Annotated in this window: 22 protein-coding genes and 1 riboswitch; of the genes, 8 read left to right on the top strand and 14 right to left on the bottom strand. The window is 62.2% G+C overall.

Going from position 1 to position 22,391, the window contains the following annotated elements; all coding sequences use genetic code 11:
• Window positions 1-128 precede the first annotated feature (128 nt).
• The 5 genes from lnt to miaB all read right to left on the bottom strand — a co-directional run bounded on the left by lnt (window position 129) and on the right by miaB (window position 5,540).
• Window positions 129-1,649, bottom strand: coding sequence for an apolipoprotein N-acyltransferase (gene lnt, locus Q0V31_RS09265; RefSeq protein WP_298187214.1), 1,521 nt, complete (start codon window positions 1,647-1,649; stop codon window positions 129-131).
• A gap of 123 nt (window positions 1,650-1,772) precedes the next feature.
• Window positions 1,773-2,612 carry an HlyC/CorC family transporter gene (locus Q0V31_RS09270; protein WP_298187216.1) on the bottom strand — a complete coding sequence of 280 codons (840 nt, stop codon included), beginning with the start codon at window positions 2,610-2,612 and terminating at the stop codon, window positions 1,773-1,775.
• A 5-nt stretch (window positions 2,613-2,617) separates the two neighbouring features.
• A complete protein-coding gene (gene ybeY, locus Q0V31_RS09275) occupies window positions 2,618-3,109 on the bottom strand; it encodes an rRNA maturation RNase YbeY (RefSeq protein WP_298187218.1) in 492 nt (163 codons plus the stop codon).
• Window positions 3,102-4,106 (bottom strand): PhoH family protein, encoded by a 1,005-nt coding sequence (locus Q0V31_RS09280; RefSeq protein ID WP_298187221.1) that lies wholly within the window; start codon window positions 4,104-4,106, stop codon window positions 3,102-3,104. Before Q0V31_RS09280 ends, ybeY begins: the two co-directional genes overlap by 8 nt.
• Window positions 4,107-4,196: 90 nt before the next feature.
• On the bottom strand, window positions 4,197-5,540 hold the full coding sequence (gene miaB / locus Q0V31_RS09285) for a tRNA (N6-isopentenyl adenosine(37)-C2)-methylthiotransferase MiaB (protein WP_298187224.1): 1,344 nt from the start codon (window positions 5,538-5,540) through the stop codon (window positions 4,197-4,199).
• A gap of 135 nt (window positions 5,541-5,675) precedes the next feature.
• Here miaB and Q0V31_RS09290 point away from each other — a divergent pair, with 135 nt between their 5' ends.
• On the top strand, window positions 5,676-5,999 hold the full coding sequence (locus tag Q0V31_RS09290; RefSeq protein WP_298187226.1) for a DUF1820 family protein: 324 nt from the start codon (window positions 5,676-5,678) through the stop codon (window positions 5,997-5,999).
• Window positions 6,000-6,145: 146 nt separating this feature from the next.
• Here Q0V31_RS09290 and Q0V31_RS09295 read toward each other — a convergent pair whose 3' ends face one another.
• From Q0V31_RS09295 to Q0V31_RS09315, 5 genes are all read right to left on the bottom strand, one after another.
• Window positions 6,146-6,697, bottom strand: coding sequence for a tetratricopeptide repeat protein (locus Q0V31_RS09295; RefSeq protein WP_298187228.1), 552 nt, complete (start codon window positions 6,695-6,697; stop codon window positions 6,146-6,148).
• Window positions 6,698-6,789: 92 nt separating this feature from the next.
• Complete coding sequence (locus Q0V31_RS09300) at window positions 6,790-7,446, bottom strand: hypothetical protein (protein WP_298187231.1); 657 nt, start codon at window positions 7,444-7,446, stop codon at window positions 6,790-6,792.
• Window positions 7,446-8,735 carry a glutamate-1-semialdehyde 2,1-aminomutase gene (hemL, locus tag Q0V31_RS09305; RefSeq protein WP_298187234.1) on the bottom strand — a complete coding sequence of 430 codons (1,290 nt, stop codon included), beginning with the start codon at window positions 8,733-8,735 and terminating at the stop codon, window positions 7,446-7,448. The genes Q0V31_RS09300 and hemL overlap by 1 nt, the downstream gene beginning before the upstream one ends.
• A 129-nt stretch (window positions 8,736-8,864) precedes the next feature.
• Window positions 8,865-9,491 (bottom strand): thiamine phosphate synthase, encoded by a 627-nt coding sequence (gene thiE, locus Q0V31_RS09310; protein ID WP_298187237.1) that lies wholly within the window; start codon window positions 9,489-9,491, stop codon window positions 8,865-8,867.
• Between the two features lie 13 nt (window positions 9,492-9,504).
• Window positions 9,505-10,299, bottom strand: a complete 795-nt coding sequence (locus Q0V31_RS09315; RefSeq protein ID WP_298187240.1) for a hydroxymethylpyrimidine/phosphomethylpyrimidine kinase — start codon at window positions 10,297-10,299, stop codon at window positions 9,505-9,507.
• Between the two features lie 245 nt (window positions 10,300-10,544).
• Here Q0V31_RS09315 and Q0V31_RS09320 point away from each other — a divergent pair, with 245 nt between their 5' ends.
• The 6 genes from Q0V31_RS09320 to amn all read left to right on the top strand — a co-directional run bounded on the left by Q0V31_RS09320 (window position 10,545) and on the right by amn (window position 18,486).
• The gene (locus Q0V31_RS09320; protein WP_298187242.1) at window positions 10,545-12,926 is read left to right on the top strand and encodes a hybrid sensor histidine kinase/response regulator; all 2,382 of its coding nucleotides are present in this window, start codon (window positions 10,545-10,547) and stop codon (window positions 12,924-12,926) included.
• 119 nt (window positions 12,927-13,045) lie between these two features.
• On the top strand, window positions 13,046-13,699 hold the full coding sequence (locus tag Q0V31_RS09325) for a TetR/AcrR family transcriptional regulator (RefSeq protein WP_298187245.1): 654 nt from the start codon (window positions 13,046-13,048) through the stop codon (window positions 13,697-13,699).
• Entirely contained in the window at window positions 13,696-15,348 is a 1,653-nt protein-coding gene (locus Q0V31_RS09330) for an acyl-CoA dehydrogenase family protein (RefSeq protein WP_298187247.1), read from the top strand. The genes Q0V31_RS09325 and Q0V31_RS09330 overlap by 4 nt, the downstream gene beginning before the upstream one ends.
• A gap of 103 nt (window positions 15,349-15,451) precedes the next feature.
• Window positions 15,452-15,660: riboswitch (cobalamin riboswitch) on the top strand.
• A 54-nt stretch (window positions 15,661-15,714) separates the two neighbouring features.
• Window positions 15,715-16,395 (top strand): energy-coupling factor ABC transporter permease, encoded by a 681-nt coding sequence (locus Q0V31_RS09335; RefSeq protein ID WP_298187249.1) that lies wholly within the window; start codon window positions 15,715-15,717, stop codon window positions 16,393-16,395.
• A 207-nt stretch (window positions 16,396-16,602) separates the two neighbouring features.
• Window positions 16,603-16,929 carry a DUF3703 domain-containing protein gene (locus Q0V31_RS09340; protein ID WP_298187252.1) on the top strand — a complete coding sequence of 109 codons (327 nt, stop codon included), beginning with the start codon at window positions 16,603-16,605 and terminating at the stop codon, window positions 16,927-16,929.
• An 81-nt stretch (window positions 16,930-17,010) separates the two neighbouring features.
• Complete coding sequence (amn, locus tag Q0V31_RS09345; RefSeq protein ID WP_298187254.1) at window positions 17,011-18,486, top strand: AMP nucleosidase; 1,476 nt, start codon at window positions 17,011-17,013, stop codon at window positions 18,484-18,486.
• Between the two features lie 63 nt (window positions 18,487-18,549).
• Here amn and Q0V31_RS09350 read toward each other — a convergent pair whose 3' ends face one another.
• A complete protein-coding gene (locus Q0V31_RS09350; RefSeq protein WP_298187257.1) occupies window positions 18,550-19,584 on the bottom strand; it encodes an NAD(P)-dependent alcohol dehydrogenase in 1,035 nt (344 codons plus the stop codon).
• 204 nt (window positions 19,585-19,788) lie between these two features.
• Here Q0V31_RS09350 and Q0V31_RS09355 point away from each other — a divergent pair, with 204 nt between their 5' ends.
• Window positions 19,789-20,355 carry a pseudouridine synthase gene (locus Q0V31_RS09355; RefSeq protein WP_298191004.1) on the top strand — a complete coding sequence of 189 codons (567 nt, stop codon included), beginning with the start codon at window positions 19,789-19,791 and terminating at the stop codon, window positions 20,353-20,355.
• Window positions 20,356-20,397: 42 nt separating this feature from the next.
• On the opposite strand, the gene Q0V31_RS09360 is transcribed toward Q0V31_RS09355, so the two are convergent.
• The 3 genes from Q0V31_RS09360 to Q0V31_RS09370 form a co-directional block, all read right to left on the bottom strand.
• A complete protein-coding gene (locus tag Q0V31_RS09360; protein ID WP_136663084.1) occupies window positions 20,398-20,616 on the bottom strand; it encodes a DUF2788 domain-containing protein in 219 nt (72 codons plus the stop codon).
• 77 nt (window positions 20,617-20,693) lie between these two features.
• Window positions 20,694-21,173: an Lrp/AsnC family transcriptional regulator gene (locus Q0V31_RS09365; protein ID WP_298187260.1), complete on the bottom strand. Its 480-nt coding sequence runs from the start codon at window positions 21,171-21,173 to the stop codon at window positions 20,694-20,696.
• A gap of 318 nt (window positions 21,174-21,491) precedes the next feature.
• Window positions 21,492-22,370 carry a cation diffusion facilitator family transporter gene (locus tag Q0V31_RS09370; RefSeq protein WP_298191006.1) on the bottom strand — a complete coding sequence of 293 codons (879 nt, stop codon included), beginning with the start codon at window positions 22,368-22,370 and terminating at the stop codon, window positions 21,492-21,494.
• Between the last annotated feature and the right edge of the window lie 21 nt (window positions 22,371-22,391).

Consider the following 22,391-nt stretch of genomic DNA (forward strand, 5'->3'; position numbering starts at 1 on the left):
CGATACCCATGGGTCAGTCGGTACTTTTCGCGGATTGTGGGTTGCAGCGCTACGGGCTAGCCAGCGTTAGACAGTCCGTCGTCATGCGCGCCTAACCCACCCTACGAATAGTTGTCTTCTCTCGGACGTTACAGCGTCTTGGCCATGCGGCTGGCCAATAGCGCCCAGCCAAACAACACCAGGCAAACGATCAGCATCGGCCAGCCGCGCCAGTACAGGTAGGGCGTCAGTTGCTGCATCGGTTGCACCTGGCCATACAGCACCGCCTGTTCGAACTGCGGTATCTGCTCGGTGATCTGGCCATAAGGGTTAATCAGCGCGGTGACGCCATTGTTCGTCGCGCGGATCATCCAGCGCCCGGCTTCCAGGGCGCGCATCTGCGCCATCTGCAGGTGTTGCAGGGGGCCGATGGAGCGGCCGAACCAGGTGTCGTTGCTGATGGTCAGCAACAGATCGCTCTGCGCGGCCAGGCCGGCGGAAAACTCTGGGTAGACCACTTCGTAGCAGATAAACGCGGCAATCGCATGACCCTTGGCCTGCAACAGGCTTTGCTCCGACGAGCCGCGGGCGAAGTCCGACATCGGCAGGTCGAAGAAGGCGATCAGGCCGCGCAGTACGTCCTGCAGCGGGACGTACTCACCGAAGGGCACCAGCTTCTGCTTGAGGTAGTCGCCGCTGCCCTGGCCGACCACGCTGATGCCGTTGTAGTAGCGCTGCTCGCCGTATTCGTTGCTCTGGCGAATCGGTACGCCGGTAATCAGAGCGGCATTACGCTCAGTGGCGAAACGATTGATCACCCCCAGGTAGCCTTGCGCGCGATCCTTGAGCACCGGTACCGCGGTTTCCGGCCAGACGATCAGGTCGGTCGGCTTGGCGCTGAAGGTCATGTCGCGGTATAGCGCCAGCTGCGCGTTGAGCTGTGCGGGGTCCCACTTCATGTTCTGTTCGATATTGCCTTGCATGGCCGCCACACTGAGCGGCTCACCCACCGGCTGGGTCCAGGCGTGGCCCTTGAGGGCGATGCCGGCGATCCAGGGCGCGCAGAGCAGGGCAATGCCGATGGCGAGAAATACCTTGCGCACGCGCAGTTGCGCCAGGTTCACCAGCAGCGCGGCGCTCAGCGCCAGAGCAAAGGAGATCAGCCACACCCCGCCGACCGGCGCGAGCCCGGCCAGTGGGCCGTCCAGCTGACTGTACCCGGCATACAGCCAGGGGAAACCGGTGAGGAACCAGCTGCGGAACGCTTCCTGCGCCAGCCACAGGGCGGCGAAGGCCAGTGCATCGGCCAGCGGCGCTTCCACCCGGCGTAGCCAACGTGTCCAGACCCAGGCGCTAAAGGCGAACAGCAGGCCGAGGCCACCGACAAACAGCAGGGTGAGAAACGCCGCCAGTGGCGGCGAGGCCGCGCCGTAATCGTGGATGCTCACATACACCCAACTGGTGCCGGCGGCGAACAGGCCAAAGCCGTAGCTCCAGCCGCGCAGTGTGGCCTGGCGCGGTGTGAGGTCACGCAGGCCCAGGTAGAACAGGGCGATGGAGAGGAGGGCCAGCGGCCACAGATCAAAGGGTGCCAGCGCCAGTGTGGTGATGGCGCCCGCAAGCAGGGCGATCAGGTTGCCGGGCCAGCCAGGTCGGGTTATCCAGTGCATTGCATGCAGGTCCTTGGATTGAGGTGGCGCAAGGGTAAAACGGAAGATGGGGTGGGGAAAGTCTTGGGGCTACTGGGCCGACTATGCACAGCGGCCACCGATTAGGGTGGCCGTGTATGTCGATCAGTTATTGATCGGGGTCAGGCGCAGCAGGTGAATCCGCCGGCTGTCGGCATTCAGTATGCGGAAGCGGAAGCCGCCGATTTCAGTGACTTCATTGCGCTTGGGCAGATGACCAAAGGCGCTCATCACCAGGCCGCCGACGGTGTCGAATTCGTCATCGGAGAACTCGGTATCGAAGGCTTCATTGAAGCTGTCGATCGGCGTCAGTGCTTTGACCAGGAAGTCGCCGCTAGGCAGGGGTTTGACGTAGCTGTCTTCCTCAACGTCGTGCTCGTCTTCAATGTCGCCGACGATTTGTTCGAGCACGTCCTCGATGGTCACCAGGCCGGCAGCGCCGCCGTACTCGTCAATCACCACGGCCATGTGGTTATGGTTGGCGCGGAACTCGCGCAGCAGCACATTCAGGCGCTTGGACTCGGGCACAAAGGTGGCCGGGCGCAGCAGGTCCTTGATGTTGAAGTTGGGCTGGTCGCCTTGCAGGATCAACGGCAGTAGATCCTTGGCCAGGAGGATGCCGATGACATCGTCGAGGCTTTCGCCGACCACCGGGTAGCGCGAGTGCGCGGCTTCGATGATCGCCGGCAGAAACTCCTTGGGCGACTGGTTGGCCTTGATGCTCATCATCTGCGAGCGCGGCACCATAATGTCGCGGACCTGCAGGTCGGCGACCTGAATGGCGCCTTCGACAATGGCCAGCGCCTCGCTGTCGAGCAGCTTGTTCTGATGCGCTTCGCGCAGTACTTCGAGCAGTTCCTTGCGGTTTTTCGGCTCATGAGCAAACGCCTGGGTCAGTCGATTAAACCAGGATGTCTGCTCGTTGCTCGATCGGTCTTCGCTCATGGTGGTTACTCAGGAACCTTCTGTGTTGTGTGTGGGGAATCATCTTCATCGGCGTAAGGGTCAGGGTGACCCAATTCAGCCAGCAATTCGCGTTCCAGCGCTTCCATCTCTTCGGCTTCCGCGTCAAGGATGTGGTCGTAGCCGAGCAGGTGCAGGCAGCCGTGGATCACCAGATGCGCCCAGTGGGCTTGCAGGTCTTTGCCTTGTTCGACGGCTTCACGCTCGACCACCGGCACGCAGATGACCAGGTCACCGAGCAGCGGGATATCGAGAAACTCGTCTGGCACATCGGCCGGGAAGGACAGTACGTTGGTGGCGTAATCCTTGTGCCGCCAGGTGTGGTTGAGTTCGCGGCCTTCGGCCTCATCAACCAGACGAATGGTCAGTTCGGAGTCGGCCGTGCGCTGGCGCAGGGCAAGCGCGCACCAGGTGCGGAACTGCGCCTCGCTCGGCAGCTGGGCCGCGTCGCTGGCGATCTGTAGATCAAGCTCAAGCATTGCCGTTGTCCTGCAGGTCATCGAGCTTGCCGTGGATGCGGTTCTCGTAGCGCTCGTAGGCTTCGACGATGCGCTGCACCAGCGGATGGCGCACCACATCCTTGGGCTTGAAGTGGGTAAAGCTGATGCCCGGTACATCGTGCAGCACGTCGATCACGTGGGTCAGGCCGCTCTTGGTGCCGCGCGGCAGGTCGACTTGGGTGATGTCGCCGGTGATCACCGCTGTGGAGCCGAAGCCGATGCGGGTGAGGAACATCTTCATCTGCTCAAGCGTGGTGTTCTGGCTTTCGTCGAGGATGATAAAGCTGTTGCTCAGCGTGCGGCCGCGCATGTACGCCAGTGGCGCGACTTCGATCACCTGCTTCTCGATCAGCTTGGCCACCTGCTCGACGCCGAGCATTTCATACAGGGCGTCATACAGCGGGCGTAGGTAAGGGTCGATCTTCTGCGACAGGTCGCCGGGCAGGAAGCCAAGTTTCTCACCGGCTTCGACCGCTGGGCGTACCAGCAGGATGCGGCGAATTTGCTCGCGCTCCAGAGCATCGACCGCGCAGGCCACGGCCAGGTAGGTTTTACCCGTACCGGCTGGGCCAATGCCGAAGTTGATGTCGTGGTCGAGAATGGCTTTGACGTAGCGCTGCTGATTGGCCCCGCGTGGGCGGATCATGCCTTTGCGCGTGCGCAGGGCGACGCTGGCTTCGACCACCGGGTTGCTCAGCTCTTCGATGCCGGACTCCTGCAGAAACAGGTGCACCAGATCGGGCGACAGCTCGGTGTTTTCGGCTTCGCGGTAAAGACGGCGCAGCAACTGCTCGGCGGCGGTGGTCTGGCCGGCGCTGCCGATCAGCTCGAACTGGTTGCCGCGGTTGCGCAGTTCGATGCCCAGGCGTGCCTCGATCAGGCGCAGATGCTCATCAAATTGGCCGCACAGGTTAGCGAAGCGGCGGGCCTCAAAGGGTTCAAGGATAAAACGAAGTGGTTCTATGGGTGTGTTCAAGGTCGTGTGATGGCCGCCAGTCGGCTGGGGTAGTGAAAAACCAAGAATAGCGTTAGCGGCCGCGACGTGGAAGCTCGGGCCGCTGCGGCTTTAGTTGCAGTCGGTTTCGCTCAGCAGCGTGCCGCGCAGCGAGTTGGGCATGGCTTGGTCGATACGTACATCGACAAACTGGCCAATCAAACGCGGGTTGTCAGTGCGGAAGTTGACCACGCGATTGCTTTCGGTACGGCCCTGGAGCATGCCGGGGTCCTTCTTCGAATAGTCGGTGACCAGGATGCGCTGCACGGTACCGGCCATTCGCCGGCTGTTTTCGGCGCCCTGTTGGGTGATGCGGTGCTGCAGCAAGGCCAGGCGCTGCTTCTTCAACTCCGGCGGGGTGTCGTCGGGCAGGTCGGCTGCCGGGGTGCCGGGGCGTGCGCTGTAGATAAAGGAATAGCCGAAATCGAAGCCGACGTCCTCGATCAGCTTCATGGTCTGCTCGAAGTCCTTCTCGGTTTCACCGGGGAAGCCGATGATGAAATCTGAACTGATCAGAATGTCCGGTACGGCGGCGCGCAGTTTGCGGATGCGCGACTTGTATTCCAGTGCGGTGTGGTTGCGCTTCATCGCCGCGAGAATGCGGTCAGAACCCGACTGCACCGGCAGGTGCAGGTATTTCACCAGCTCAGGGATCTCGGCATGGGCCTGGATCAGCGCATCGGAGAACTCCAGCGGGTGGCTGGTGGTGTAGCGAATACGGTCGACACCGTCGATGGCCGCCACAGCATACAGCAGCTCGGCGAAATCGGCGATCTGGCCGTTGCTCGTCTCGCCGCGATAGCCGTTGACGTTCTGCCCGAGCAGGGTGACTTCACGCACGCCGTGTTCGGCCAGGTGGATGATCTCGCTGAGCACATCGGCCATTGGTCGGCTGACTTCTTCGCCGCGGGTGTAGGGCACCACGCAGAAGGTGCAGTACTTGCTGCAACCTTCCATCACCGACACATAGGCGCTGGGGCCGTCGACGCGCGGCTCGGGCAGGCGGTCGAATTTTTCGATTTCCGGGAAGCTGATGTCGACCTGGGCAATCTTGGTGCTGCGCGCGGCGTCGATCATTTCAGGCAGGCGGTGCAGGGTCTGCGGGCCGAATACCACGTCGACATAGGGCGCGCGGCCAAGGATCGCGGCGCCTTCCTGGCTGGCGACACAACCGCCGACGCCGATCACCAGGTCCGGGTTCTCCAGCTTCAACTCGCGCCAGCGGCCGAGCTGTGAGAACACTTTGTCTTGGGCTCTTTCGCGAATCGAGCAGGTGTTGAGCAGGATGATGTCGGCATCGTCCGCTTTGTTGGTGATTTCCAGGGCTTGATGTTCGCCCAGCAGGTCGACCATGCGCGAGCTGTCGTACTCGTTCATCTGGCAACCGTGGGTTTCGATATAGAGCTTCTTGGTCATGCGCACTCAAAAAGGGTGATTCGACGAACCGCGCATTATAGAGGCCCATGCCTCGGGTTCCTAGCGTTGGCTGCTTGGCGGCTATGCTATGATCCGCGCCCTTCCAAACAACCCGTCGGTGCGGACTGCATAACCATGAGCAAGCGCGAACCCATCTACAAGGTGATTTTTCTCAACCAGGGTCAGGTGTACGAGATGTACGCCAAGCAGATCTTTCAAAGTGATCTGTGGGGCTTTCTGGAAGTGGAGGAATTCGTCTTCGGTGAGCGCACCCAGGTGGTCGTCGACCCCAGCGAAGAAAAACTCAAGGCGCAGTTCGACGGCGTGGTGCGCAGCTTTATCCCGATGAACGCGATCGTCCGCATCGACGAAGTCGAGCGCCTCGGTACGCCGAAGATCAGCGAAGCCAAGGGCGGCGGCAATGTCATGTCGTTTCCCATGCCGATGCCGGATAAGTAAGAGCCGCAGACGATCTGCTGCGCGCCGGCCCTGCTGCGTTGAAAACAAGCTCGGAGGCTGTTGCTAACGTAGCGTCTTGCAGTGCTCTAGCTCGCGAGAGCTTAAACGGAGTCTAAGAGTGTCAGGCGGGTTGAGCCTGCGTTGAATCAGGGCAGCGGTGCGAACGGCGAGGTCAGGGTGTCGCTGTTCTGCAACTCCAGCAGGTAGTTGCGGAAAATCTGCCCGAGTACCTGGCTGGCGATTTCCAGTTCGGCGCGGGGCATTTGCGCGGCAATCACGTCGGCACTGTCCATGGCCTCATCCGAGCCATTTACCGCCGCCATTTTCAGCACGATATAAGCCTGTACGGCATTCGCCGGCACGCCTTCACCGCGGAAAAACATCATGCCCAGGTGGTACTGCGACTGTGCGTGGCCTTGCAGCGAGGCCTGCTCAAACCAGTGCAGTGCCTGGCTGAGGTCGCGCTCGACGCGCTTTCCGTCGTAGTAGAACTCGCCCAGCTCAAACTGGGCCTGCACATCACCGTTGAGGGCGGCTTGCTGGCAGGCGTCGAGCGCGGCAGGCAGTTCTTCGGCGGCAGTATTAAGTGAGCAGCTGCCAAGCGCAGGGATCAGTAAGGAGTTGCCGCCTGCCGAAGCAAGCAGTGGCAGCAGGAGCAACAGGCAGCCCAGGGACAGGGTGCGGCCGGTGCGTTTCATGAAAGTCCATTTACCTCGGGATACAAAACAGGCGATGTGCCTGGCCACCGAAACGCGGTGGCCGTCACATTATGAAATAAGCTGCAGCGTTCTTACAAAGTCTTTACCGGGTTTTCTTCCGCACTGGCGGATTTAACACGGCTGGGCAGGCTCAGCAGCAGCCAGGCCAGTAGCGGATAAGCCAGCGTTAGCAGGGCGTGGAACAGATCAACGCGGCGCAGTGGGCCGAGAAAGCCTTGGGTGCCAACGGTCACGCCGGCCAGCAAAAACAGCCCGACTACGGCGAATGCAGCAACCAGCGGGGCGCGTTTGGGCCACTGCAGCGCCCCGGTGTAGGCAATCAGTAGCAAGGTCGTCAGGTTAAGCAGCAGGCGATAATCCTCCAGCTGGTTCATCTGCCGGAACAGTTCGAAGAAGGCGCACAGGCCCAGCAGGATGCGGCCCCAGTTAGCGCGGCTCCATTGCCAGCCCCGGCCGAGGGCCAACGCGGCTGCGCCGAGTAACGGCAGGCCGAGAAAGCTGCTGGCCTGGCTCAGCCACAAATGCGCAGCCTCTGCGCCGGGGTCGATGGCAAAGCGTATGACCCCGGCGACAGCCGCTGCGGCGGGCAGGAAAAAACCCAGCAGGGCGCAGAACAGCGCCGGCTGGTCGCCCTCACCGTAGTGTTTGCGTGCTTTGCCGACGGCGATGGCGCAGGCCAAGCAGGCCAGCGCCAATCCGCCATCTGACAACGCCGTGCTGAGCTGCATCAGGTCTTCTTCAGCTCGGCGAAGGCGCGCTCGGCAGCGTCCAGGGTGATTTTCAGCTCGGCATCGCCATGGGCAATCGAGGTGAACCCGGCCTCAAAGGCGCTGGGTGCCAGGTACACACCGCCGTCCAGCATCAAGTGGAAGAAACGCTTGAAGCGCTCGGCATCGCTGGTCATCACGTCTTCGAAGCTGACGATGTCGTCGGCCGCGCTGAAGTACAGGCCGAACATGCCGCCGGCCTGGGTGGTGACGAACGGGATACCGGCAGCATCGGCGCGTTCTTGCAGGCCTTGCAGCATGCGACTGGTGTAGTCGCTCAGTTCGGCGTGGAAGCCCGGGCGCTTGATCAGGCGCAGGGTGGTCAGGCCGGCGGCCATGGCCAGCGGGTTGCCCGACAGCGTGCCCGCTTGGTAAACCGCGCCGAGCGGGGCGATGCAATGCATGATCTCGCGCTTGCCGCCGAAGCAGCCAACCGGCATGCCGCCACCGATGATCTTGCCGAAGGTGGTCAGGTCGGGGGTGACGCCGTAGTGCGCCTGGGCGCCACCGAGGGCGACGCGGAAACCGGTCATCACTTCGTCGAAGATCAACACCACGCCGTGTTTGTCGCACTGCTCGCGCAGGCCCTGCAGGTAGCCCGGAGCAGGTGGCACGCAGTTCATGTTGCCGGCGACCGGCTCAACGATGATACAGGCCACGCTGTCGCCGACTTCGCTGAGCATTTGCTCGACGGCGGCCAGGTTGTTGAATGGCAGGGTCAGGGTGTGTTTGGCGAAGTCGGCGGGTACCCCGGCTGAGCTCGGTACGCCCTGGGTCAGCAGGCCGGAACCGGCTTTAACCAGCAGGCTGTCGGAGTGGCCGTGGTAGCAGCCTTCGAATTTGATGATGTTGTCGCGGCCGGTGTAACCGCGGGCCAGGCGAATCGCGCTCATGGTCGCTTCGGTGCCGGAGCTGACCATGCGCACCATGTCCATCGATGGCACCAGGCTGCACACCAGATCGGCCATCTCGGTTTCCATGGCGGTGGGCGCGCCGTAGGACAGGCCGTGTTGCAACTGGTTGCGCACCGCGTCGAGCACTTCTGGGTGGCTGTGGCCGAGGATCATCGGGCCCCAGGAACCGACGTAATCGACGTAGCGTTTATCGTCCTCGTCGGTGACGTAGGCACCTTCCGCATGCTTGAAGAACAGCGGCGTGCCGCCAACGCTTTTAAAGGCGCGCACGGGGGAGTTAACGCCGCCGGGGATGTGCTTCTGGGCTGCATTGAATAGGGTTTCGGAGCGGGACATGGCAGGGCCTCTGAAATTTGGCTGTGGGGCGAGTCGGATCGCCCTGTGAACAATTGGTTATGGCCTGCCATCCATGGCAGCCACCCTTTGGGCCGTTGTTGCGCGACGATTAAAAATCGCGCCCGGCGATTATTTAGGGTTGAACAGGGCGCTAAAGGCGCGGGCGCGGCGCTCGACTTCGGCGGCCGAATCGGCTGCGAACAGGCCGTGGATCACCGCGACCATGCTCGCCCCGTGGGCAATCAGCGCGGGCGCGTTGTCCAGGGTCACACCGCCGATGGCAACGATCGGCAGGTTGATCCGGCCTTTGCAGGCATCGAGCAGCGCCACGTCAGCGCTGGGCGCGCCAGGCTTGGTGTTGGAGTTGAAGAAGCGGCCGAAGGCGACGTAGCTGGCGCCTTCTTTAGCCGCCGCTTCAGCCAGTTCCAGCTGAGCGTGGCAGGTGCCACCGATGATCGCCTGCCGCCCAAGTAAGGCGCGGGCGACCGACAGCGAACCATCCTCTTGACCGAGGTGCAGGCCCACGCCAAGACGGGCCGCTAGCTCAGCGTCATCGTTGATGAGCAGCGCGGCGCCGTAGCGGTTGCACAGCTCGCGCAGGGCCTCGGCCTCACGCAGGCGGCGGGCGTCGTCGGTGGATTTGTCACGGTACTGCAGCAGTGTTGCACCACCTTTTAGAGCCGCCTCGACGTAGGGCAGCAGCTTGCCGGCCAGCAGTTGGCTGTCGGTGATGGCGTACAGGCCACGCAATTTCATCGGGTGCGCTCCATCAGCAGAAGTCCAGGGGCAAGCGGCGTGGAATGTACTGACCATGCCCCGGCTGCTCGGCGTCGCGCAGGGTGCGCCAGGTGTAGTCGAGGGCGAACTCTACGGCACTGACCAGTTCCTGGCCCAAGGCCAGGCGGCCGGCCAAGGTGCTGGCCAGGGTGCAGCCCGAACCGTGGTAGCTGCCGGGCAGGCGCTGGCAGGTAAAGGTGTGGCGGCTGCCGTCACGCGAATACAGACGGTTGTGTACCTGATGCTCATCGCCGTGGCCGCCGGTGATCAGCAGGTGCTGGATATGCTGCAGGAGTTTTTCCGCGCATTCATCAGCCGTACCTTCAGGCAGTTCGGCGAGGATGCGCGCTTCCGGCAGGTTTGGTGTGGCAATGGTCGATACGGCGAACAGGCGCTCGCGCATCGCGTAGCCCACTTCATCCTTACCCAGTGCACCGCCGCCGCCGGCACGCAGCACGGGGTCACAAACCAGCGGGATGCCGGGCAGGCGTTGCATGATCTCCAGGACGGTTTCGACCATCTCGACCGAACCAAGCATGCCCAGCTTGACGGCTTCAACCGGCAGGTCGTGGATCACCGCGTTGGCCTGGGCGAGCACCCAGTCGCGGTCGAGCACGCGGAAGTCAGACACATTGACGGTGTCCTGCACGGTCAGCGCGGTCACGGTTGGAGCAGCGTGACAGCCTTGGGCGAGCAGGGCTTCGATATCAGCTTGCAGGCCGGCACCACCACTGGGGTCATGACCGGACAGGCACAGCACTACGGGGCGAGAAGTAGGCGTTTTCATGGTGCGCGAGCTTACCACCAAACCACGGCGTGGAGACCCCGGTGCGTGATGAAAGGCCGCCAGGCGGACGATCTGTCGCACGCCGTTATTACCCAGCGGTCTGCTTCGATCTATGGCGTAAAACCCCAAGCAGTTCAGGTATTTCCTGAGGCTCTGGGGTAAATGCCTATGCTAGAGTGCCAATCATCTGAAAACACCGCCCCGGCTACGTCTCACGGCGTTATGGGCCTCTCTGGCTGAGTTGCATGCCCTACATCCTTCTGTGTTTTTTGATGTTGCTGCCAGGGTTGGCAGGGGCATTGGTTTTTGATGAGCACACCCGCAGCCTGCCGCTCGGCAAGTCCATCGCGGTATTTGAGGATGTGCGCGGCGATGCCAGAATTGAGGACATCTCCTCGCCTGCCTTGCAGGCCAGCTTCCGACAGCATGACAAGGCCGTGCTCAACGCTGGCTATTCGCGCTCGGTGTTCTGGTTGCGCCTGGATCTTGAATACCGCCCGCAGCAGGCGACGGGTGTGCAACCCTGGTTGCTGGAGCTGGCGTATCCGCCGCTCGACCATGTGCAGCTGTTCCTGCCTGATGCGCAGGGGCGTTACCAGCTACGTCAGCACACTGGGGATGCGTTGCCGTTCTCCAGTCGCGAGATCAAACAGCACAATTATGTGTTTGAGCTGAAGCTGGCACCGGCGCAGCCGCAAAGCGTCTATCTGCGGCTAGAAAGCCAGGGTTCTATTCAGGCACCGCTAACGCTCTGGGCGCCCAATGCCTACCTGGAGGAGCAGCCGGCACGCACCTATGTGCTGGGCATCATCTATGGCGTGTTGCTGGTGATGCTGATCTACAACCTGTTTATCTTCCTCAGCGTACGCGACACCAGCTACCTGTATTACATCCTCTATATTGCCGCGTTCGGCTTCTATCAGCTGTCGGTCAACGGTGCGGCGATTGAGTATTTTTGGCCGAATAACCCGTGGTGGGCGAATGCGGCCACGCCGTTTCTGATTGGCGCGGCAGCGTTGTTCGGTTGTCAGTTCTCTCGCAGTTTTCTGCATACCGCCGAGCACAGTCCCTGGGTTGACCGTGCCCTGTTGCTGATGATGGCCGCTGGCGTGCTGGTGATGGCCCTGGCGCTGACGGCCAGCTACGCGCTGTCGCTGCGCCTGGCCACTTACCTGGCGCTGGGCTTTACCGTGGTGATCTTCAGTGCGGGCATCCTTGCCTGGATGCGCGGCATGCGCGTGGCGCGCTATTTCATCTTCGCCTGGAGTGCTTTCCTCGTCGGTGGGGTGATCAATACCCTGATGGTGCTGGGCTATCTGCCCAATATGTTCCTGACCATGTATGCCAGCCAGATCGGCTCGGCATTGGAGGTGGGCCTGCTGTCGCTGGCGCTGGCCGACCGCATCAACGCCATGAAGGAAGAGCGCACGCGGATCCTCCGGGAGGCTGGCCTCAAGCTGGAGGCCTTTAACCAAGAACTGGCTAACAGTAATCGGCTAAAAGACGAATTCCTTGCCACGGTCACCCATGAGCTGCGCACCCCGATGAACGGGGTGATCGGCTCGTTGGAGTTGATGCAGATGCTCAACCTCGAAGGTGAGCTGGCGCATTACCAGAAGACTGCCGCCAGCTCCGCGCGCGACATGATGCGCATGGTCAACGACATCCTCGCCTTGACCGAGCTGCAGGCCGGACGACTCTACCCGCGGCGTGAGCCGTTCAGCCTGCGCGGCTTGTTTGATGGTTTGCGGGCACAGTACGCGCCGCGCGCCGAAGAGAAGGCGTTGCGCTTTGTTCTGGAGCTCGACGAAAGCCTGCCGGACACCTTGGAGGGTGACGCCGGCAAGCTGTTGCAGAGCCTCAACTGCCTGCTCGATAACGCCATCAAGTTCACCCTGTCTGGCGAAGTGCGGGTGCGTGTCCGTCGGGGCGGCAGTGCGAGCGACATTTTGCCGTTGCGTGTTGAGGTGATCGATAGCGGCGTGGGCTTTACCACCCCGGCCGATGGCAAGCTGTACCAACGCTTCCAGCAACTGGATGGCTCACTGACCCGTCAATACGGCGGGCTCGGCATCGGTCTGGCGATCTGCCGGCAATTGGTCGATTTGCTCGGCGGTAACCTTAGCCATGAATCGCAACCAGGCCAGGGCAGTTGCTTTCGCCTGGACCTGCCGCTGGGCTTGCCCGTGCAGATATCCACCCCGGCGGCTGCCGTCCTGCGTGCCAGTGGCCCGGTGGTGCGCCAGCCGCAAGCATGCACGGTGTTGATCGTTGAGGATAATGCGATTAACCAGCTGGTCACCCGCGGCATGCTGCTCAAGCTGGGGTATCAGGTGCGTACCGCCGACAACGGTGCCGAAGCCCTGGACGTGCTGCGGAGCGAGACCATTGACGCGGTACTGCTGGATTGCCAAATGCCGGTGATGGACGGTTTTGCCACCTGCCGCGCGCTGCGCAACCTGCCAGGCTGTCAGCTGCTGCCGGTGCTGGCGATAACCGCCCACAGCCATAGCGGTGACCGTGAGCGCTGCCTGGCTGCCGGGATGAGTGATTACCTGGCCAAACCGGTGAAGTTTGAGCAGCTGCGCAGCCTGCTGCATGACTGGGTGCTCTGTCGCGAACTCTAGCGCGGTAAGTTGTATGCGCCAGTGGCTGGCGGATATGCCTGCTGTTGTGCCCGGAATCACCCTTTAGCCAAACTCTGAATCCTGATTCAATCAAGTGATTGTGAATCGGGATTCAGACCATGGCCTATCGCCCCACTGCACTGCGTATCGACCGCGACCAGGCGCTGCGTGAGCGCATCATCAGTGCCGCGCTGGCGCGGGTCGCCGAGGGTGGTTTCGTCGCGTTGACCATGCAGGCCCTGGCCGAGGATGTCGGCATCGCCACCGGCAGCCTGTACCGCCATGTGCGCAATAAGGGCGAGCTGGCAGCCGAGGTGTTTGCCGTGGCCAGTCAGCATGAAATCGACGCTCTGGCGGCCATTGTGCGTGGCCCTGGCGACCCGGTACAGCGCCTGACTGCCGGGCTTCAGCGCTTTGCTGCGCGGGCCTGGGACAGCCGTCAGCTGGCCTTTGCCTTGATCGCCGAACCGGTTGATAGCGAAGTCGACGAACAGCGCCTGTTCTATCGCGAAGCCTATGCCGAACTATTTGCCGAATTGCTGCACGAGGGCGCTGCCCTTGGCGTATTCCGCGTGCAGCAGGTCAACCTGGCTGCAGCCTGTCTGGTCGGGGCGATTGCCGAAGCCCTGGTCGGCCCGTTATCGCCGCCGGCGCGTGCGGCCCGTGAAGCCGGTTATCCGGCACTCAGCTTGGCTGAAGTCAGCCAGGGTCTTGTCACCTTTTGTCTACGCGCCGTGGGCGCCCCATTGCACGAAGAGGAGCCGCAGTCATGAATGCCAGCCAACATGCCGAAACCCATGAGGTGTTCAACCAGGTGCCGTCGCTGGACGGTGCCAACCTGTACCGCGTCGACCTGCCGCTGCAGGAGTGGACTCAGCGTTTTGGCGGCGGCTGGGCCGAGCAGCGCCTGGACGTATATGGCGCGCTGGCCGGTGGTGAGCTGATGGCCGCCGGCTTTCTCGCCAATGAGAATAAGCCGGTGTTCAAAAGTCACGATCGTTATGGCAATCGCGTCGATCTGGTGGAGTTTCACCCGGCCTACCACCAGCTGATGAGCACCGCTATTGAGCACGGGCTGCCGTCCATGCCCTGGGCTGAGCAACAGGCGGGTGCGCAAGTGGCGCGCGCCGCGATGAACTACCTGCACACGCAAGCCGAAGCCGGCAGCGGTTGCCCGCTGACCATGACCTTCGCCAGCGTGCCGGCGCTCAAGTTGCAGGGCGATCTGGCCGAGAAGTGGCTGCCGAAAATTCTCTCGACCCAGTACGACCCGCGCAACCTGCCGATTGAGCAGAAAACCGGGGCGACCATCGGCATGGCCATGACCGAGAAACAGGGCGGCACCGATGTCCGTGCCAACACCACACGCGCCTATCCGGTCGGCCTCGGTGGGCCTGGTCAGGCCTATGAGTTAGTCGGCCACAAGTGGTTCTGCTCGGCGCCGATGTGCGATGCCTTTCTCACCCTGGCCCATACCAGCAAGGGGTTGACCTGTTTCCTGTTGCCGCGTCACCGCCCGGACGGCACGCGCAATGAGTTGTATATCCAGCGCCTGAAAAACAAGCTGGGCAACTGGTCGAACGCCTCCAGTGAAGTGGAGTTTCGCGGCGCGCTGGCCTGGATGGTGGGCGAGGAGGGCCGTGGCGTGCCGACCATTATCGAGATGGTCGCGTTGACCCGCTTCGATTGCATGATCGGTTCCAGTGCCTTGATGCGTCAGGCCCTGACTCAGGCCGCGCACCACTGTGCCCATCGCCAAGTAGGTGGGCGGGTGCTCAGCGAGCAGCCGTTGATGCAAAACGTGCTGGCCGATTTGGCCCTGGAAAGCGAAGCCGCGCTGGCCTTGACCCTGCGCATGGGTAAGGCCTTGGATAACCCGCAGGATGAGCAGGAAGGCAAGTTTGCGCGGCTGGTCACTGCCGTAGGCAAGTACTGGATCTGCAAACGTGCGCCGGCCATGATCAACGAAGCCGCCGAGTGCATGGGCGGCGCTGGTTATGTCGAGGACAGCATCCTGCCAAGGCTGTACCGCGAAGCGCCGGTCAACTCCACCTGGGAGGGTTCGGGCAACGTGCAGTGCCTGGACGTGCTGCGTGCGTTGTCGAAGGAGCCGGGCGTGCTCGATGCGCTGTTTACCGAACTGGGCGACGGCCATGGTGATGCGCGCCTGCGTGCGCATATCGCCAAGCTCCAAGCGGATTTCCGCGACACCGCGGACATCCAGTACCGCGCCCGCCAGCTCACCGAGGACGTGGCCCTGGCGTTACAGGCCAAACTGCTGCTGGAAGCCGGCAATGCCAGCGTGTCTGACGCCTTCATCGTCAGCCGTCTGGGCGGTCAAGGGGGGCGGGTTTATGGCACCTTGCCGCGTGGCGTGGCTGTCGAGACGCTACTGGCGCGCAGCACGCCGCATTTGCTGTGAGGCACATAGCTCTCTAGCCAGGGCATTTGCGCGAATCGCAGTGTGAGACTTCAACTTGAGCCCGGCCCTCTGCGCCGGGCTCTGTCATTTCTGCGTGTAGCCGGGTAAGGTGGCCGCCGATGGTTCCACAGCGTGTTACGCGAGTGGATGAAAAGGGAACATGGTGGGTACTGCAACACGTACCGAAGCCATGGCTGCCCCCGCAACTGTAAACGGTGAGCGATGCCCCTACGCCACTGGCCGCAAGGTCGGGAAGGCGGGCGAAGTGTTAAGCCGTGAGCCAGGAGACCTGCCATCGAAGCCGGGCGCTTATGCCCACACCCTCAATCCAGATCATCGCGCGGTGGGCGCGGTACAGGAACCTCTATGCACATCGAACCCGAAGTCGTCACTGGCACCAAACTCTTTCTCAGCTATGCAACCGGCGCAGGTGCCTTTGGCCTCACAGTCAAGCTTGCCCTCGATAGCGTACGCAGCAACGGCAGCGTCGCCGCCCTGACTTTGCGTAGCCTGCTGACCACCGCGTTGGTGTTCTGCTTCTTCGAGGTCTTTCCGCATCAAGCGGTTGGCGTCTCCGAAGTACACCTGATCCTTGGCTCAACCCTGCTGCTGCTGTTCGGTGCCGGCGCAACAGCTGTCGGCTTAGCCGTTGGCCTGCTGCTGCAGGGGTTGCTGTTCGCCCAGTTCGACCTGCCGCAGTACGGCATGAACGTGACCACCTTGCTGCTGCCGTTGTGGGGTATTCATCTGCTGGCCAAGCGCATCATTGCGCCGGGTACTGCCTATGTGGAGCTTTCCTACAAGCAGGCGCTGGCGTTGTCGACGGCCTATCAGGGCGGCATCGTCGCCTGGGTTGCCTTCTGGGCGATCTACGGCAACGGCTTCTCCGGTGAGAACCTGGTGGCTGTGGGCAGCTTTGGCCTGGCGTATATGAGCGTGATTCTGCTCGAGCCGCTGGTCGATCTGGGTGTATTGGCTGCGGCCAAAGCGCTCTCAAGCTACAGCCGTGGGCCGCTGTTCAACGCACGACTGCACCAGCCGGCCTAATCATTGGCCGCGATCGTTTCAGCGAGCCGTACGGGTCGCTGAAACGATCGCGCTGCATAGCTTGGCTAACGGCTATCGCCCGGCATCGGCGCATCCAGGCATAGCGTTTGGCGGCTCAACAGCCATTCATCTGTTGCCTGCTCAGGCTTGACCTGGGGGCCGCCCCGCGCCTGCAAGCTGATGCCGAACCTTTGCAGGAGTAACGCCATGACCCGTAAACAAGCCTTTTGGCAGGAACAGCTACTGGCCCGCGCCCAGTGCGGCCATGATCCCGCCGCCGAGCTGCGCCATCTGGAGCGTGCCCATATCCTCGGCCAGGGTTACTTCAGCGAGCACCTGCGCAGCCACCTATGGATACTGGCGTGGGCCTGGCGGCAACGCGATTGGGCCGAGTGTGGCGCACAACTGTTACGTATACCTGGCAGTCTGGGTTCGCTGGTGGGTATTTACCCGCTGGGTAACCCCGGTACGCGTCGCGTGAGCCCGTTGAGTCCGCAGCCGTTGCCTGAGGATCTGCAAGCGCTACTCAAGTAGCCGGTAAATGCAACGCGCGCTATCGCATCCGCGACGGGGCAGGGCAAGATAGAACCATTGGATCAGCCAGGAAGGTGTCTTGTGAATACGTGTTCTGATGATTTTGTTGTCGCCAATAGCGCTGAAGAGGCGGTCGATCGTCTGGCCGCATTGCATCTGCAAGCAACCAGCGGCTTAAGTGCGGCGCTCAAGCGCTACTTGAAAGAGCGCATCAAACCCGATGCGGCGCAACACAGTCAGTTTCGCTACCCCGAGTTGCGTCTGACCTACCAGGGCCATGGTGAAACCCCCACCAGCGCGCGCGCCTATGCCAAGGTGCAGGTGCCGGGCACCTACAGTGTCACCGTCACCCACCCGGCGGCCTTTCGTAAGTACCTGCTGGAGCAGCTGCGTCCGCTGATGAGCGACTTCACCGTGCGCGTGGAGGTGGGCATCAGCCAGCAGAGTATTCCTTACCCCTATGTCGTCGAGCAGGGCGATGAGCTGGCCGGCTCCGGGGTGACGGCTGCGGAGCTGGCGCGGGTGTTCCCCAGCACCGATTTGTCCGCAGCCACTGACGGCACGGCCGATGGCCTGTACGACTGGGAAAACACCGACCCGTTGCCGTTGGCATTGTTCGACGCGGCGCGGGTGGATTTCTCCCTGCGTCGCCTGGTGCATTACACCGGCAGCGACTGGCGGCATGTGCAGCCGTGGATTCTGCTGACCAACTACCACCGTTATGTTGATCAGTTCATCCGCCACGGCCTGGATATGTTGGTCGGCGACTCGCGCTTTGTACGCATGGTCATGCCCGGTAATGTGGTGATCGAGCGCGGCATGGCCGAAGGCGAGATGCAGGCGATTATCGAAAACGTCATCTGGCACCGTTACCAGATGCCGGCCTATCACCTGCAGGGCGAGAAAGAAGGTGATGGCATCACCTTGGTCAATATCGGCGTCGGCCCCTCCAACGCCAAGAACATCACGGATCACCTGGCCGTGCTGCGCCCGCATTGCTGGCTGATGATTGGCCACTGCGGCGGGCTGCGCCAATCGCAGACCATTGGCGACTACGTGCTGGCCCACGCTTACATGCGCCGCGATGGCATTCTCGACCGTGTGCTGCCGCCGAACATTCCTCTGCCAGCCTTGGCTGAAGTGCAGCAAGCGCTGCAGGAGGCCGCTCGGCAAGTCACCGGTGAAGAGGGCAATGAGCTGAAAAAACGCCTGCGCACCGGCACTGTGCTGACCTATGACGACCGTAATTGGGAGCTGCGCTGGGCCCAGGAACGGCCGTTGATCAACCTGTCGCGCGCGGTGGCGGTGGACATGGAAAGCGGCACCATCGCCGCCCAGGGCTACCGCCTGCGGGTGCCCTACGGCACGCTGCTGTGCGTGTCGGACAAGCCGCTGCACAGTGAGATCAAATTGCCGGGGGCGGCGGGTGCGTTCTACGAGCGCGCCGTGACCCAGCACCTGCACATAGGCATCACCGCGCTCGACCTGTTGCGCAATCAGCTCAACTCGCTGCATTCGCGCAAGTTGCGCAGCTTTGACGAGCCGCCGTTCCGCTAGTCATGCGCAAGGCATGCAAAAAGCCCGAGGCTTGCGCTCGGGCTTTTTGCATTTCAGCTGGGCTTATTTGCTGGCGTCGAGCACCACGCGGTAACGCGCCTTGCCGGCGCGCAGGTGGTCGATGGCTTCATTGACCTTGCTCATCGGGAAGTGCTCAACCTGCGGCACAATCTGATGGCGCGCGCAGAACTCCAGCATGCTCGCCATGCTCGCTGGCGACCCTACCGGTGAGCCGGACAGGGTCTTCTGCTGCGGGATCAAACTGAATACGTGCATGGGAATGGCGCTCGGTACGATACCGACAAAATGCAGGCGGCCTTTGCCCTTCAGGGTGCCGAGCAGGGCGTTCCAATCCAGGTCAGCGCTGGCGGTTACCAGCAGAAAATCCAGGCTGCCGGCAATCGCCTTCATCGCGGCGCTGTCGGTCGAGGCCACGACGTTGTGCGCGCCCAGGCGTTTGGCTTCGTCCTGTTTGTTTAGCGATGAGGTGAACGCGGTGACGTCACATCCCCAGGCGTTGAGGAAGCGCAGCGCCAGGTGACCGAGGCCGCCGATGCCGACTACGCCGACGTGATCGGTTGGTTTAACGCCGAACTCCAGCAGTGGGCTGAATACCGTGGAACCGGCGCAAAATAGCGGCCCGGCCAGCGCTGGGTCGAGCCCGACCGGCAGTGGCACGGCCCAGGCCCAGTGGCTGCGCAGACGGTCGGCAAAGCCGCCGTTACTGCCGACGATGGTTGGTTTCACCGTACGGCAGAGGTTATGCGAGCCCTCCATGCACGAGCCGCAATGCATGCAGCTGCCCTTGTACCAACCGATGCCTACGCGCTGGCCGAGCTTGAGGCCGCGCGCTTGTTCACCTAGGCGCACGATGGTGCCGACCACTTCATGGCCGGGGATAAACGGATAGCGCGCATTGCCCCATTCGTTATCGATCATCGATTGGTCGGAGTGGCAGATGCCGCAATATTCCACCGCCACTTCGACGTCTTCAGGCCCTAGCGGGCCGGGGTTATAGCTGAACTGCTCAAGGGGCGCACCGGGGGCCTTGGCGGCCCAGCCGGTGAAGGTGTCGACGTCGGGTGCGGACGAACTCATGGCGATTGCCTCTGTGAAGGGAACACAACGCAGCCAGCATAGCCTGCTCGTCACGTGAAATATGCCTGGATAAGCCGGGGTGATAGTCCAACGCCTGCCTCGGTTACACTGCGCGTCTCAGTTGTTCAGTTCGGATTTGTCATGCCCCGTCCCCCTCGCCCAGCCGCTACGCGGCGTCCCGCTGGCAAGCCTGCCGAGCGCCGAGTGGCTAAAGCCGCTCCCGCCGCACCGCGCCTATTGCTGCTTAACAAGCCCTTCGACGTACTGACACAGTTCAACGATGAGCAAGGCCGCGCCACTCTCAAGGACTTTGTCGAGGTGCCAGGTGTTTATCCGGCCGGGCGTTTGGATCGCGACAGCGAAGGCTTGCTGCTGTTGACCAACGACGGCGGTCTGCAGGCGCGCATCGCCGACCCCAAACACAAACTGGCGAAAACCTACTGGGTGCAGGTCGAGGGTCAGCCCAGCGAGGCGCAGCTACAGCAGCTGCGTGATGGTGTGCAGCTCAACGATGGCCCAACCCTGCCGGCCGAAGCGCGCCAGCTGGAGGAGCCGCAGCTGTGGCCGCGCAACCCGCCGGTGCGTTTTCGTAAAAGCATCCCCACCGCCTGGCTGGAACTGGTGATCCGTGAGGGGCGCAATCGCCAAGTGCGGCGCATGACGGCCGCCGTTGGTTTGCCGACCTTGCGTCTGGTGCGCGTGCGTATCGGCCCGTTCAGTCTGGACGGCTTGCAGCCCGGCGAATGGAAAGAGGTCGAGGCGCGTTTGTAGCGTGGCTTGAGCGCAGCGATACCCACGCGAGTGAGCGGGTCATCAGCCGTGAATGCCGCGGCTCGCCTCGATGATGTAGGTGATGATCGGCTTGGCCAGGAAGGCGAACAGGCACAGGCCCAGGCCGAGGAACAGGATCGCCGTACCCATGCGGCCGGCTTTGGAGGTTTTTGCCAGGTCCCAGATGATGAAAAACATAAACACCATCAGTCCACCGACCAACGCGTACATCATCAACGATTCGAACTGTTCGGTTTCCATGAGGCCTCTTCGGGAATAACGGAGTTTCGACGGCCGGCGATTATACGCGCGCACCGTCCCGCCGGAAGGGGTGTCCGTCAGCCGCGCAGGTGCTGTAACGGCAGCTGGGTGCTGGAGAGGATCTGCTGCAGGACGAAGCTGGAGCGCACACTGGAAACGCCCTCGATACGGGTCAAGGTGCCGAGCAGCAGCTTCTGGTAGTGATCCATATCCGGCACCACCACCTTGAGCTGATAGTCCGCGTCCATCCCGGTGACCAGGCAGCATTCGAGCACTTGCGGGCATTTGCGAATTTCTTCCTGAAAATGCTCGAAGCGTTCCGGGGTGTGCTTGTCCATGCCGATCAGGACGTAGGCGGTCAGCGTCAGGCCGAGCTGCTTACGGTCGAGCAGGGCGACCTGACCGAGGATATAGCCGTCGTCTTCAAGCTGCTTGACCCGTCGCGAGCAGGGCGAGGGCGACAGGCCGATGCGTTCGGCCAGCTCCTGGTTGGACACGGTGGCGTCGCGCTGCAGTTCGGCGAGGATATTCAGGTCGTAACGATCAAGTCTGTTCATATTTGCCTCTAAATCGTTATTTGGTTGTGCTTTATCATTTGCGTGTGGTGATTAATTGCGTAATTGAGCTGAACTTAAGCAATATTAGCAATCTTTCACTGCGGTGGTGAGCGTAAGCTTTGTATCAACTTCAAGGCCCGGACAACACGTCCAGCCGTCTCGCCCAATCAGGTGAGCGGTCGCCGCCGATCCCACCGGATCGTCACGGCACCCGGGCCCGCACTGCCCAACCAGGCGGGCGAAGAAAAGGCGTTATCATCGCCACAATGACGGACAGATAAAAAGGGAGGCCTGCAGGCCTCCCTTTTTTGTTGCGTGCTAGTTACCTGTTCGAGTGGGGGGCGGGTGCCCGGCCACGTTGCAGGGGTCGGCATGCACCAGCACTTCGGCGCGGGGGAATTCGCGGCGAATGGCCGTCTCGACTTGGTCGCACAATTGGTGGGCTTGCTGCAGGCTCAACTCGCCGGGCAGCTCCACATGCAGCTGGACAAACCAGTGGGTGCCGGACAGTCGCGTGCGTAAATCATGCACGCCCAATACACCGGGTACGGCGCAGGCCAGGCTGTGCATCTGGGTGCTGATCTGCGGGTCGAGCTCCTGATCCATCAGCACGGTGACCGCTTCACGGACGATGCTGATGGCGCTCCAGAAGATATACAGCGCAATGCCAATACCGAAAATGGCGTCCAGTTGTGGCCAGCCGTAACTGGCCAGTAGCAGCGCCAGCAGGATGCTGCTGTTGAGCAGTAGATCCGAGCGGTAGTGCAGGGAGTCGGCACGAATCGCCGTGGAGCCGGTCAGGCGCACTACATGGCCTTGGAACAGCAGCAACGCGCCCGTGACCAGCAGCGACAGCAGCATCACCGCAATGCCGAGGGCTGGCGCGCCAATTGGCTCGGGGTGCAGCAGGCGGTCAATGGCGTGGTTGCCCACCAGTAAGGCGCTGGCGCCGATAAACAACGCTTGGCCCAGGCCGGCTAGGGCTTCGGCCTTGCCATGACCGTAGCGGTGATCCTCGTCGGCGGGACGCAGGGCGTAATGCACGGCGAGCAGGTTAAGCAGCGAGGCCGCGCCGTCGAGCAGTGAGTCGGTTAAGCCTGCCAGCAGGCTGACCGAACCGCTGAACCACCAGGCAATGGCTTTGGCCAGCGCCAGCGTGAGAGCAGCTGCCAGCGCGGCGAAGGTCGCCAGGCGCATGAGCCGGGCATGTTGCGGCGG

Origin of the sequence: uncultured Pseudomonas sp., from assembly GCF_943846705.1 — a bacterium.
GTDB lineage: Bacteria > Pseudomonadota > Gammaproteobacteria > Pseudomonadales > Pseudomonadaceae > Aquipseudomonas.

Excerpts from the sequence above, each read along its gene's own strand:
- lnt (WP_298187214.1), bottom strand. The coding sequence starts at position 1,649 with ATGCACTGGATAACCCGACCTGGCTGGCCCGGCAACCTGATCGCCCTG.
- Q0V31_RS09270 (WP_298187216.1), bottom strand. The coding sequence starts at position 2,612 with ATGAGCGAAGACCGATCGAGCAACGAGCAGACATCCTGGTTTAATCGA.
- ybeY (WP_298187218.1), bottom strand. The coding sequence starts at position 3,109 with ATGCTTGAGCTTGATCTACAGATCGCCAGCGACGCGGCCCAGCTGCCG.
- miaB (WP_298187224.1), bottom strand. The coding sequence starts at position 5,540 with ATGACCAAGAAGCTCTATATCGAAACCCACGGTTGCCAGATGAACGAG.
- Q0V31_RS09290 (WP_298187226.1), top strand. The coding sequence starts at position 5,676 with ATGAGCAAGCGCGAACCCATCTACAAGGTGATTTTTCTCAACCAGGGT.
- Q0V31_RS09295 (WP_298187228.1), bottom strand. The coding sequence starts at position 6,697 with ATGAAACGCACCGGCCGCACCCTGTCCCTGGGCTGCCTGTTGCTCCTG.
- Q0V31_RS09300 (WP_298187231.1), bottom strand. The coding sequence starts at position 7,446 with ATGCAGCTCAGCACGGCGTTGTCAGATGGCGGATTGGCGCTGGCCTGC.
- hemL (WP_298187234.1), bottom strand. The coding sequence starts at position 8,735 with ATGTCCCGCTCCGAAACCCTATTCAATGCAGCCCAGAAGCACATCCCC.
- thiE (WP_298187237.1), bottom strand. The coding sequence starts at position 9,491 with ATGAAATTGCGTGGCCTGTACGCCATCACCGACAGCCAACTGCTGGCC.
- Q0V31_RS09315 (WP_298187240.1), bottom strand. The coding sequence starts at position 10,299 with ATGAAAACGCCTACTTCTCGCCCCGTAGTGCTGTGCCTGTCCGGTCAT.
- Q0V31_RS09320 (WP_298187242.1), top strand. The coding sequence starts at position 10,545 with ATGCCCTACATCCTTCTGTGTTTTTTGATGTTGCTGCCAGGGTTGGCA.
- Q0V31_RS09325 (WP_298187245.1), top strand. The coding sequence starts at position 13,046 with ATGGCCTATCGCCCCACTGCACTGCGTATCGACCGCGACCAGGCGCTG.
- Q0V31_RS09330 (WP_298187247.1), top strand. The coding sequence starts at position 13,696 with ATGAATGCCAGCCAACATGCCGAAACCCATGAGGTGTTCAACCAGGTG.
- Q0V31_RS09335 (WP_298187249.1), top strand. The coding sequence starts at position 15,715 with ATGCACATCGAACCCGAAGTCGTCACTGGCACCAAACTCTTTCTCAGC.
- Q0V31_RS09340 (WP_298187252.1), top strand. The coding sequence starts at position 16,603 with ATGACCCGTAAACAAGCCTTTTGGCAGGAACAGCTACTGGCCCGCGCC.
- Q0V31_RS09350 (WP_298187257.1), bottom strand. The coding sequence starts at position 19,584 with ATGAGTTCGTCCGCACCCGACGTCGACACCTTCACCGGCTGGGCCGCC.
- Q0V31_RS09360 (WP_136663084.1), bottom strand. The coding sequence starts at position 20,616 with ATGGAAACCGAACAGTTCGAATCGTTGATGATGTACGCGTTGGTCGGT.
- Q0V31_RS09365 (WP_298187260.1), bottom strand. The coding sequence starts at position 21,173 with ATGAACAGACTTGATCGTTACGACCTGAATATCCTCGCCGAACTGCAG.
- Q0V31_RS09370 (WP_298191006.1), bottom strand. The coding sequence starts at position 22,370 with ATGCGCCTGGCGACCTTCGCCGCGCTGGCAGCTGCTCTCACGCTGGCG.